The 11,839-nt window shown below is 54.8% G+C and carries 10 protein-coding genes; 5 read left to right on the top strand and 5 right to left on the bottom strand.

Annotated elements, in window-relative coordinates:
* Window positions 1–6: 6 nt before the first annotated feature.
* The 4 genes from SIL79_RS19955 to SIL79_RS19940 form a co-directional block, all read right to left on the bottom strand.
* Window positions 7–861: an enoyl-CoA hydratase-related protein gene (locus SIL79_RS19955; RefSeq protein WP_233962749.1), complete on the bottom strand. Its 855-nt coding sequence runs from the start codon at window positions 859–861 to the stop codon at window positions 7–9.
* An 11-nt stretch (window positions 862–872) separates the two neighbouring features.
* A complete protein-coding gene (locus SIL79_RS19950; RefSeq protein ID WP_025009397.1) occupies window positions 873–2,480 on the bottom strand; it encodes a carboxyl transferase domain-containing protein in 1,608 nt (535 codons plus the stop codon).
* A 68-nt stretch (window positions 2,481–2,548) separates the two neighbouring features.
* Window positions 2,549–3,718: an isovaleryl-CoA dehydrogenase gene (locus tag SIL79_RS19945; RefSeq protein WP_025889846.1), complete on the bottom strand. Its 1,170-nt coding sequence runs from the start codon at window positions 3,716–3,718 to the stop codon at window positions 2,549–2,551.
* Between the two features lie 60 nt (window positions 3,719–3,778).
* Window positions 3,779–4,186 carry a MerR family transcriptional regulator gene (locus SIL79_RS19940; protein ID WP_025009395.1) on the bottom strand — a complete coding sequence of 136 codons (408 nt, stop codon included), beginning with the start codon at window positions 4,184–4,186 and terminating at the stop codon, window positions 3,779–3,781.
* Between the two features lie 391 nt (window positions 4,187–4,577).
* Between SIL79_RS19940 and SIL79_RS19935 the strand changes: the two genes are divergently transcribed.
* The 3 genes from SIL79_RS19935 to gndA all read left to right on the top strand — a co-directional run bounded on the left by SIL79_RS19935 (window position 4,578) and on the right by gndA (window position 8,796).
* Window positions 4,578–6,494: a propionyl-CoA synthetase gene (locus SIL79_RS19935; protein WP_162206761.1), complete on the top strand. Its 1,917-nt coding sequence runs from the start codon at window positions 4,578–4,580 to the stop codon at window positions 6,492–6,494.
* Window positions 6,495–6,785: 291 nt separating this feature from the next.
* Complete coding sequence (gene sugE / locus SIL79_RS19930) at window positions 6,786–7,100, top strand: quaternary ammonium compound efflux SMR transporter SugE (RefSeq protein ID WP_039033745.1); 315 nt, start codon at window positions 6,786–6,788, stop codon at window positions 7,098–7,100.
* 157 nt (window positions 7,101–7,257) lie between these two features.
* Complete coding sequence (gene gndA / locus SIL79_RS19925; RefSeq protein WP_162206762.1) at window positions 7,258–8,796, top strand: NADP-dependent phosphogluconate dehydrogenase; 1,539 nt, start codon at window positions 7,258–7,260, stop codon at window positions 8,794–8,796.
* Window positions 8,797–8,906: 110 nt separating this feature from the next.
* On the opposite strand, the gene SIL79_RS19920 is transcribed toward gndA, so the two are convergent.
* Window positions 8,907–9,782, bottom strand: coding sequence for a 1,4-dihydroxy-2-naphthoate polyprenyltransferase (locus SIL79_RS19920; RefSeq protein WP_039033747.1), 876 nt, complete (start codon window positions 9,780–9,782; stop codon window positions 8,907–8,909).
* A 233-nt stretch (window positions 9,783–10,015) separates the two neighbouring features.
* Between SIL79_RS19920 and SIL79_RS19915 the strand changes: the two genes are divergently transcribed.
* Complete coding sequence (locus tag SIL79_RS19915; RefSeq protein WP_052248016.1) at window positions 10,016–10,900, top strand: SDR family NAD(P)-dependent oxidoreductase; 885 nt, start codon at window positions 10,016–10,018, stop codon at window positions 10,898–10,900.
* Window positions 10,901–10,970: 70 nt separating this feature from the next.
* Complete coding sequence (gene tesB, locus SIL79_RS19910) at window positions 10,971–11,834, top strand: acyl-CoA thioesterase II (protein ID WP_039033748.1); 864 nt, start codon at window positions 10,971–10,973, stop codon at window positions 11,832–11,834.
* The last annotated feature ends 5 nt before the right edge of the window (window positions 11,835–11,839 follow it).

The following is an 11,839-nucleotide window of genomic DNA, read 5'->3' as shown; positions in this document are numbered from 1 at the left end:
CCTTCCTTAGTCACGGCGCTGTGGCGGGTTTGAGCTATTGCCTGGATTGCAACTGGAGTTGTTGCCCGAATTGTCACTTGAGCCTTGCCAGCTCGGCGGGCGTTTTTCGAAAAAGGCGTTCAGCCCTTCCTGGCCTTCAGCAGACACCCGGATCCGGGCGATGGCCTCGCCGGTGAGTGCCAGCGTCTGTTCATCTATCAGTCCGTGGCGGATATCGCTTATCAGCTGTTTGCACCAGTTGAGCGCCTGCGGACTGTTGCCCAGCAGCGACTCGATAAGGGGCGCGGCGGCGACCTCGAGATCGTCTGCTACCTGATGCACCAGTTGCAAAGTTTTGGCGGCTTCGGCATCGAAACGCTCTGCGGTCAACATATAGCGTCTCGCCTGACGCTCGCCCATGGCGCGGCGCACATAGGGGCTGATAACCGCCGGGATCAGGCCAAGCTTCACCTCTGACAGGCAAAAGCTGGCCTTGGGTGTTGCTATGGCGATATCACAGCAACACACCAGCCCCAGCGCTCCGCCAAAGGCCGCGCCCTGTACCAGGGCCAATGACGGCTTGGGGAATTGATCCAGGGTTGCCATCAACCGGGCCAACTCGGCGGCGTCTTTGAGGTTGTCGTCAAAGTCCATCGCCGCCTGTTTGCGCATCCAGTTCAGGTCGGCGCCGGCGCTGAAATGTTTGCCGTTGGCTTTCAGCAGCAGCACCCGGCAGGCGGGATCCCGGGCCAGGGACTCCAGCGCATCAATGAGCTCGGCAATCATCACTTCATCGAAGGCGTTGGCCAGCTGCGGGCGATTCATCACCAGGGATGAAACGCCGCGGGAGTCGGTGGTTAAGGTCAGATATTGATAATCCATACCGGCCTCCATTACATGCGGAACACGCCGAAACGTGTGTCCTCTATGGGCGCATTCAGCGCCGCCGACAATGCCAGGCCAACCACATCACGGGTCTGGGCCGGGTCGATAATGCCATCGTCCCACAAACGGGCGCTGGCATGGTAGGGATGCCCCTCTTTATCGTACTGGGCTATTACCGGAGCCTTGAAGGCGGCTTCTTCCTCGGCGCTCATGGTCTGCCCCTTGCGGGCCAGGCCGTCTTTACGCACTGTGGCCAGCACTCCGGCGGCCTGTTCACCCCCCATGACTGAGATGCGGGCGTTGGGCCACATCCACATCATGGTGGGTTCAAAGGCGCGGCCGCACATGCCGTAGTTACCGGCGCCGTAGGAGCCGCCGATGATCACGGTAAACTTGGGCACAGTGGCGCAGGATACTGCAGTCACCATCTTGGCACCGTGTTTGGCTATGCCTTCATGCTCATATTTTTTGCCGACCATAAAGCCGGTAATGTTTTGCAAAAACAGCAGCGGGATCTTGCGCTGGCAGCAAAGCTCGATGAAGTGAGCGCCTTTTTGCGCCGATTCGGAAAACAGAATGCCGTTGTTGGCCACTATGCCAACCGGGTAGCCATGAATACGGGCAAAACCGCATACCAGAGTGGCACCATAACCGGCCTTGAACTCGTCGAAGTCTGAGTCATCGACGATGCGGGCAATCACTTCTTTGACATCGAAGGGCTTTTTCAAGTCGGTGCCGACTATGCCGTAGAGCTCATGAATATCGTACTTGGGCGGCTTTACCTGGCTCAGTGTCTGGGCAATCTGCTTTTGGTGATTGAGGCGGGAGACGGCATTGCGGGCCAGCTCCAGCGCGTGGTCGTCGTTTTGCGCCAGATGATCGGCCACACCGCTTATCTTGGTGTGTACCTCGGCGCCGCCGAGCTCTTCGGCACTGACCTCTTCACCTGTGGCGGCTTTCACCAGCGGCGGGCCGGCCAAAAAGATGGTGCCCTGTTCACGGACAATAATCGACTCATCGGCCATCGCCGGCACATAGGCGCCACCTGCGGTACACAGGCCCATGACCACGGCGATTTGCGGGATCCCTTTGGAGGACATGCGGGCCTGATTGAAGAAGATGCGGCCGAAGTGATCCCTGTCCGGAAACACTTCATCCTGGCGCGGCAGGTTGGCACCGCCCGAGTCCACCAGATAGATGCAAGGCAGGTGACAGCGTTCGGCTATCTCCTGAGCGCGCAGGTGTTTTTTCACCGTTAGCGGGTAGTAAGTGCCACCTTTGACCGTGGCGTCGTTGGCGATAATCATGCACTCGACTCCGCTGACCCGGCCGATCCCGGCTATGATGCCGGCGGCGGGCACTTCCTCGTCATAGACTTCGAAGGCGGCAAACTGGCTCAGTTCCAGAAATGGCGAGCCGGGATCCAGAAGTTTCTCTACCCGGGTACGCGGCGCCAGTTTACCGCGGGACAGATGGCGCTCCATGGCCACAGGGCCACCGCCTTCGACTATCTTGTTGAGTTTTTGTTGGACATCGGCCACCAGGTGGGACATGGCGGCTTGTTTTTCCCTGAATTCATCGCTGCGGGCGTTGATTCTACTGCTGATTTGAGGCACGGCTTGTCATCCTTTTCGACTGAATGGGGGAGCGTGAAGGGCCGCTTGAACGGCCCCGGCATTCGCCATTACTTGGTTTCGTTGAACAGCTCTCGGCCGATGAGCATGCGGCGGATTTCCGAAGTACCGGCGCCGATTTCATAGAGCTTGGCATCGCGTAGTAGGCGACCTGTAGCGTATTCATTGATATAGCCGTTGCCGCCCAGCAGCTGAATGGCGTCCAGTGCCATCTTGGTGGCGAGCTCGGCGCTGTAGAGAATGGCTCCGGCGGCATCTTTACGTGTGGTTTCGCCGCGATCGCAGGACTTGGCGACGTTATAGATATAGGACTTGGCGGCATTCATGCCTGTGTACATGTCGGCCAGTTTGCCCTGCACCAGTTGGAATTCGCCGATGGATTTGCCGAACTGCACCCGCTCGTGCATATAGGGCATCACTATGTCCATGCAGGCGGTCATTATCCCAAGAGGGCCGCCGCTGAGCACCACCCGCTCGTAGTCGAGGCCGCTCATCAATACCTTCACACCCTGGTTGAGGCCGCCGAGAATATTCTCTTCCGGGACTTCGCAGTCTTCGAATACCAGTTCACAGGTGTTGGAGCCGCGCATTCCCAGCTTGTCGAGCTTCTGTGCCTGGGAGAAGCCTTTGAAGCCGCGCTCGACGATAAAGGCAGTGATCCCGTGCGGGCCCTTGTCCAAGTCGGTTTTGGCATAAATCACATAGGTGTGGGCATCCGGGCCATTGGTGATCCACATCTTGTTGCCGTTGAGAATGTAACGGTCGCCTTCCTTGCGGGCATGCAGCTTCATGGAAACCACGTCCGAACCTGCGTTGGGTTCACTCATCGCCAGTGCGCCTATATGTTCGCCGCTGACCAGCTTGGGCAGATATTTTTCTTTCTGGGCCTGATTGCCGTTGCGGTTTATCTGGTTGACGCACAGGTTGGAGTGGGCGCCGTAGGACAAACCTATGGACGCCGACGCGCGGGAGATCTCTTCCATGGCGACGACGTGCGCCAGATAACCCATGTTGGCACCGCCGAACTCTTCGGGGACTGTGATCCCAAGCAGCCCCATGTCGCCGAACTGAGGCCAAAGCTCATTGGGGAAGGCGTTGTCCTGATCCACCTTGGCGGCAATGGGGGCGATTTCATTGGCGGCGAAACCGTTGACTGCATCCCGCAGCATATCGATTTCTTCACCGAGTCCAAAGTTGAGGCTTGAGTAGAGAGAGTTCATTGGCTTGATGTCCTGTAAGTTAATATTTTTATTTTATTATTATGGTGTTTGGTCAATGGCTCAGGCTTTTTCCTGCTCCATGTCATCCAGCGCCTGACGGCACTGAAGTTCGGCAGAATTGAGTTCCATCAACACCACCTTGATATCGTCCATCTGCTGTTGCAGTGAGGTCTTTTTTTCCTCAATCAGGGCCAACATGGTATTGAGCTGTGCATGGCTGCTCTTGTCGGCATCGTAGAGTTCAAACAGTCGGCGGGTTTCCGCCAGGGAAAAGCCCAGACGCTTGCCGCGCAGAATAAGTTTCAGTCTGACTCTGTCCTTGAGACTGTAGATACGGGTCTGGCCACGACGCCTGGGTTTGAGCAGCCCCTGATCTTCATAGAAGCGGATGCTGCGGGTGGTGATATCAAATTCCTTTGACAGATCACTGATGGAGTAAGTGGTTTGTGGATTGTGGTTTGCGCTCATCGATAACACCATAAAATTGAACCTGTTTGGCAAGATATATGAAGTTTACGTAAAGGTAAAGTTTGTTGTGCCATTTTGCGAGCAGCTTGGTGTCCACCGCCGCTGCCATCGGCCTTTACCCGTATTGAAACACTTGCTTCAGTAACCTGTTTATTTGTCTTCCAATCTGGGTAACGGTACATGGCACCCTTCACTATGCATATTTGCATTCCAATCGTTTTGATGTCCGCTTCGGATGGACAGCAAAATACTCGGAAGCCAAAAGGCGCAGTTCGAACAGGGTTTTAGGCTAACGTCTAATTGGGGACTGGACCAAAAAGGACTTTAATTGTCACAGGAAGGAAGGGAACGCAGTGCCGTCGCAGAACGGCGTCCTTTGGGAGGAAAGATAATGATAGATCCGGGTTTAGCCATGCATAAGGCGTCACTCGAGGACAAGACACAGTTTTGGGGTGAGTATGCCCGCGCCATAGATTGGCAACAGCCCTGGGAGCAGGTGCTGGATGAGAGTGAAGCGCCATTTTACCACTGGTTTCGCGGTGGCATGCTCAACACCTGCTACAACGCGGTGGATAGACATGTGGCCGCCGGGCGCGGCGAACAGACCGCCATTCAATATGTCAGTCCGGTAACCGATACCGAGTACGGCATCAGCTATAACGAATTACAGCAGCAGGTGAGTCGCCTGGCGGGCTGGATGCAATCTGTCGGCATCAATAAGGGCGACAGAGTTGTTATCTATATGCCCATGGTGCCGGAAACCGTGTTTGCCATGCTGGCCTGTGCCCGCATAGGCGCCATACATTCAGTGGTGTTTGGCGGCTTTGCCGCCAATGAACTGGCAACCCGGATCAACGATGCCAAACCCAGATTGGTATTGTCTGCCTCTTGCGGCATAGAACCTTCAGGTGTTGTGCCTTATAAGCCCCTGCTGGACAAGGCGCTGGAACTGTCCGAGCACAAGGTGGAAAACTGCCTTATTCTCGGTCGCAGTCAGTATCAGGCCGAGTTGCAGCCAGGGCGGGATCATGACTGGCAGAGTGCTATCTGTCAGGCGACTCCTGCCGATTGTGTGGCGGTCGAAGCCACTCATCCCTTGTACATTCTCTACACCTCAGGCACCACAGGGCAGCCAAAGGGGGTTGTGCGTGATAATGGTGGTCATGCGGTAGCGCTGGCCTGGTCGATGAAGGCCATCTATGACATAGAACCTGGTGATGTCTTCTGGGCAGCCTCGGATGTGGGTTGGGTAGTGGGTCACTCCTATATTGTCTATGCACCGCTACTGGTAGGTGCCACCACCTTGCTGTTTGAAGGCAAACCTGTGGGCACCCCGGATCCCGGTACTTTTTGGCGCACCATAGCCAAGTACAAGGTCAAGAGTTTCTTTACCGCACCGACTGCGATTCGCGCTATCAAACGTGAGGACCCGGAGGCAAGCTATGTGGCTCAAAGTGACCTCTCTTGCCTGAAAAACGTGTTTCTGGCCGGCGAGCGTTGTGACCCGGATACCCTGAAGTGGGCGGCTGAGAAGCTGGCCAAGCCAGTAATAGATCACTGGTGGCAAACCGAAACCGGATGGGCCATTGCTGCCAACTTGATGGGGGTTGCCCCTATTCAGGTCAAAGCCGGGTCACCGGCAAGAGCCGTGCCCGGTTATCAGGTGGAAGTACTGGACGAAATGGGGGAGCAGGTGGCTCCCGGGCAGTCGGGCAATGTGGTTATCAAGCTGCCTCTGCCGCCTGGAACCCTGACCACGCTGTGGCAAAATGATAAGCGCTACCATGACAGCTATCTGGCCATGTATCCCGGCTATTATCTCACCGGAGATGCCGGCTATATGGATGAAGAGGGCTATCTCTACATCATGAGTCGCATCGATGACATCATTAATGTGGCCGGTCATAGATTATCGACCGGGCGCTTTGAAGAGGTGCTTTGTCAGCACCCGGCGGTGGCTGAAGCGGCGGTTATCGGTGTCGAAGATAAGCTAAAGGGCCAGGTGCCGCTGGGGTTGGTGGTGCTCAAGATGGGCAATACCCTGAGTGAAGAACAGCTACACAAGGAGCTGGTGGCCCTGGTGCGCCAGGAAATAGGCCCGGTGGCGGCGTTCCGTTTGGTGAGCGCTGTACCCAAGTTGCCCAAGACCCGCTCCGGCAAGATACTGCGCGGCACCATGCGTAAAATTGCCGACAATCAGGAGTTCAAGGCGCCGGCGACCATAGAAGATCCCGCTACTCTGGATCTGGTGCGCACCGCACTGACCCGTATGGGCTATGCTGATTCTCTGGTGAAAGAGCACGCCTGAGGCTGACTTTCTCCTTTTGCGCCTGCCGTCGGCAGGCGTTTTTTTAACTGTTTTTCATGTTGCAAAGGCGCGCCTCTTACACTTTGCCCTTTTAGTCGGCCTTTGCTAAGATGCCGCTGCTCCGTTCGGGGCAACAACAAGTAGTTACATACAAAGTAGTAGCATCCAAGTTTTACATTCAGGCTTGCAACTTAAGCTCACTATGTAGCCTTATCACTCTGGCCGCAGGGACGACCCTGTAAGCGCCTTTTCCACTATCGGGGACGACCCCTCTTAAAAAGGGACGGGTTCATGAACTGGTTACTCTTAATCCTCGCAGGTTTGTTTGAAATAGGTTGGGCCATAGGCCTTAAATATACCCAGGGTTTTACCAAGTTAATTCCGAGTCTGTTGACCTTGGGCGCTATGGCTATCAGTGTCGGTTTGCTTGGGCTGGCGACCAAGTCATTGCCTATAGGCACGGCTTACGGTGTTTGGGTAGGCATTGGCGCTATGGGCACGGCATTGGTGGGGATCTGGCTATTCGGCGAGAGTGCCAGTCTGATGAAAATCGGCAGTTTGCTGTTGATTTTTATTGGTGTTTTGGGACTGAAACTGGCTAATTGAACCCGGATGTTTGTCTGTTAATCGTGTTTTTCAAACAAGGTTATCGTCAAGGGCGGCTGGTAATTAACTTTCGTTAATCAGTATAATTAATCCACTCAAGGCCGGTTGTTGGCTCACAAAACGACCGGCTCCTCTGCTACCCGTGGAATTAATAACAATGCAAACCCACAAGCATCTTTCTGACATCGGGGTCATAGGCCTGGGTGTGATGGGCAAGAATCTCGCTCTCAATATCATAGATAACGGCTATCGGGTCGCGGCGTTCGATCTGGACAGTCGCAAAGTGATTGCTGCCGAAAACCAGGCCAAGATGGAAGTGACCGAGAGGGAACAATTGCTGTTTGGCTGTAATAATCTTACTGATTTGATGGGGAGTTTAGCAACGCCGCGCATTCTGCTGCTGTCCATTCCGGCCGGTGCGGCAGTCGATGCCGTATGCCAATCCCTGCTCGATGCCGGAATTGAGCGCGAGGATATAGTCATAGATACGGGCAATAGCCTGTGGACAGACACCATAGCGCGGGAGCTGCGCTATCGCGATCAGTTTATCTTCTTCAGCTCCGCCGTATCCGGCGGTGAGGTGGGGGCCAGATTCGGGCCCTCGCTGATGCCCAGCGGCGATATCAAAGCCTGGGGGCGGGTTGCTCCTATTTGGCGGGCGATAGCTGCCAAGGTGGATGGTGACACCGGATTACCGTTGGAGCGATTCGAGCCCGGCAACCCGGTTACCCAAGGGGAGCCCTGCACGGCTTACATAGGCCCGGCCGGTAGCGGTCACTATGTGAAGATGGTGCACAACGGTATTGAATATGCCGATATGCAGTTGATTTGCGAGGCTTATCATCTGCTAAGCCAAGTGCTGGGTCTTGATGCCTACGCCATTGCCGAGGTATTCGAGCGCTGGAATAAAGGTGTGCTTTCCAGTTATCTGATGGAAATCAGCGCCGAGGTCTTGCGGCAACAGGACCCATTGAGCGGTAAGCCTCTGGTTGAGATGATCCTAGATAAGGCAGGGCAGAAGGGCACAGGCCTGTGGACGGCAGTTAGCAGCTTGCAGATAGGTTGCCCGGCGCCCACTATCGCCGAAGCGGTTTATGCCCGCGCCATCAGTACTCAAAAAGTTCTGCGCCAGAGTTTGGCTACCAAGCTGGCCGGTCCCGAAGCGCGAGACACTCAATCGGCGGCCCCGGACGAGCAACAAAGTTTTATTGATGGCTTGGAGAGTGCACTCTATTGCGCCAAGGTGAGCTGTTATGCCCAAGGGTTCCAGTTGATGGCGATGCAGGCTCAGGAGCAGGGATGGCAGCTGGATTTTGCCGCCATTGCCAGGATCTGGCGCGCCGGCTGTATTATTCGCGCCAGATTCCTGCAATCCATAGCCGCAGCCTACGACAAGGAGCCGGAATTGGCCAATTTGCTGTTGGCCGATGGCTTTGCTTCAACGCTTTCGGCGCACCAGCAGGCATGGCGGCAAACGGTTGCCAAGGCGGTACTTGCGGGTGTGCCAGTGCCCTGCATCTCATCGGCGCTTTCCTACTACGACAGTTATCGCACCGAGACCTTGCCGGCCAACCTGTTACAGGGGCAACGGGACTTTTTCGGAGCACATAGTTTTGAGCGCATAGACCAAGCTGCCAACGAGCGTTATCACCTGGATTGGAGTGACCCCAAGCGGCCGCTGATTAAGCTGGATTGAGGGAAACCGGGTCGGGCAGAATACTATCACCGGCCAACAAAAAGGCTTCCAACTGCTTGGCAGTGGAAGCCTTTGCTATTTCTATCCCTTTGTTTATAGCTATCCCAGTGCTAAAGGGTAAACACCAAGCCTAAGCTGAACAGGGCGCTGAATATCATAGTCAGTTTGGCGGTGCGCCCCAGTAAAGGGTTTAATGCTGCGCCTGACTCCTGGATAAAATCACTGGACAGCTTGCGGGCCATCAGCAGCGCGAGGCCTGTCAGCAGCACAGGTAGCCCAGGTAGCAAGCCCAATAGGAAACCAGCGATAATCAGGCCGAAGGGTAAGTATACCAACGCCTGGTACAGCACCTTGGATTGGGCTTCACCTATACGTACCGCCAAAGTGCGCTTGCCGGCTTTCTCGTCAGTATAGATATCGCGGGTGTTGTTAACTAGGCAGATGGCGGCATTGAGCAGGCCCACGGCGCTACCCAAAATCCAGGCTGCAGTGCTGGTATCACCGGCCTGCAGATAGTAACTGCCGACAACGGCTACCAAGCCAAAGAAGATAAAGGCCGCCACTTCACCCAGGCCGTGTGAGGCCAGCGGGTATGGGCCGCCGCTGTAACCCAGGGCGCCCAAAATGGAAGCCGCCGCCAGGATGGCAATCGGCCAGCCACCGTGCCAGATGAGGAAAGACCCCACCGCCAATGCCAGCAATAGGCAAAAAATCATTGCATTACGCACTTTCAGCGGGTCGAGTAAGCCGCTCTGGGTGACCCTTATCGGCCCAAGTCGCTCTTCGGTATCTATACCATTTTTGAAATCAAAGTAGTCGTTGGCCAGGTTAACGGCAATCTGCAGTAACAGGGCACAGACCATAGATGCCACTGCAATGGTCCAACTAAAACTCTCCAGTTGCAGAGCCAGAATGTTGCCTATCAGCAAGGGTCCTATTGCCGCAGGCAAGGTGCGCGGCCGTGAGGCTAAAATCCAGGGATTCATCTTGTTAATTCTTCAGAGTTAAAGATGGGAAAACATGCTAAGGATACCAATTTTCCACTTGAAAGTTAGCACAATCGGATAAATGCATTTAACAGAGTTTGAGTCAGCGCACATTTGTACCCGTGCGGATTAAAAAAATGCAGCCATAATCAAATAACCTTAGGGGATTATGTGTTCTTATTGTTAAAGAATACCCGGTATTTCATGAGCTTATTACTAAAGCAGAGGTTAATATGATGGGGTTTGGGGGCAGGACAGCCCTTGTCAGCGGTGCCGCCTCGGGGTTGGGGCGCGCCTTTGCCATAGGTTTGGCTCAGCGTGGCGCCAGTCTGGCACTGCTGGACATAGACAGCTGTAAAGATACCTTGAATGCGATTTCTGCTTTGGGGGCCGATGCCAAAGCCTGGCACTGTGATGTTGCCAATGAGCAAGATGTTGCTTTGGTGCTGCAGGAAGCTTGTGACCACTTTGGCACCATAGAGTTGTTGGTGGCCTGTGCCGGGATCCATACCCCTTGCTCATTTGAAAAACTGACACCACAGCAGTGGCGACGGCAGTTGCAGGTGGATCTAGATGGCAGCTTCTTTCTCTGTCACGGCCTCTGGTCGCGAATGAAGGCCCAGGAGTATGGCCGGATCCTTTTGTTGGGTGGTGTTAGTGGACTGTTTGGAGACCTTTTTGAAAGTGCCTGGGCTAGCGCCAAGATGGCTTTGTTTGGATTAACCAATAGTCTCAGTCGTGAAGGCGGCAATCATAACATCCGTGTCAACAGTCTCTATCCTTTGGCTACCACCCCTATGACGGAGCAACATCTGGCACTGCCGGTACAACCTTTATTTGGTTTGAGCGCACCATTGGCAGCCGGGTTGTTTCTGCTCAGTGAGCAGGCGCCCAATGGGCAACATTTGTTGGCTGCAGCAGGCAGTATCAGCCGGGTGAGAATAGCGCAGACAGAGCCGGGTTACTTTAATGCCGATGCTTGTACTCCTGAGCTTTTGGCCAGAGCCTGGCCAGAGTTGAGTGTGGCCACGCCGCTGGGTTTCAGCGACAGCGGTGAGGCGCAAATTGTTAACTGGGCCAGACAAGCTGCCGCTGAGCATGATATAGAGATAGAGTAAAGTCATCTGGTCACGAAGGGCGGTTCTGGGTTAATCTTTGCGGTATATGTCAGCCAGTTAGTAGAGTTTTATGAGCCAGGTTTTAGATGATCTCTTGTCACTGCTCGCGCTTGAACAGATAGAAATCGGACTTTATCGGGGCCAGAGTCAGGATCTGGGTTTTGGTCATGTGTTTGGTGGTCAGGTCATGGGTCAGGCCCTCAGTGCCGCCCGTCGTACTGTGCCGCAAGAGCGCCAGGTGCACTCACTGCACTCCTATTTTTTACGTGCAGGCGATGAAAAGCTGCCGATAGTCTACGAAGTTGAAAATATGCGTGACGGTGGTAGTTTCAGCGCCCGTCAGGTGAAGGCGATTCAGAAAGGGCGGCCGATTTTCTACATGACTTGCTCCTTCCAGGAGCCGGAAGTTGGCTTCAGCCATCAGGCAGAAATGCCAGAGGTTCCCGGCCCAGAAGGGATACTCAATCAGCAGGAGTTGGCAATGACCATGAGGGATAAGGTGCCCTCCAGAATGCTGGAAAAGTTTATGGCCGATGCCCCCATTGAAATGCGCCTGGTCAATCCGCTTAACCCTGTAGCTCCGGCGGCCACTGAGCCCGTACGACATGTATGGATGCGGGCAAATGGTGCCTTGCCGCCCGAACATGAAATGCACGACTACCTATTGGCATACGCTTCGGATTTCAACTTTTTGGTGACAGCGGCTCAGCCTCATGGGGTGTCATTTTTGACCCCGGGGATGCGGATGGCCACTATAGATCACTCACTCTGGTTCCACCGACCTGTCAACATGGGGGAATGGCTGCTTTATGCCATAGAGAGTCCCAATGCCAGTGGCGGTCGGGGATATGTGCGAGGGCAATTCTTCAATCAACAGGGCGAGCTGGTGGCTTCTGCCACTCAGGAAGGCTTGATGAGAATGACCGCCAAATAAGGGAA

The sequence above is a fragment of the Shewanella indica genome (assembly GCF_033842865.1).
Lineage (GTDB): Bacteria > Pseudomonadota > Gammaproteobacteria > Enterobacterales > Shewanellaceae > Shewanella > Shewanella indica.
The sequence above is the reverse complement of the archived record's forward strand: the minus strand, read 5'-3'. Positions and strand labels throughout refer to the sequence as shown.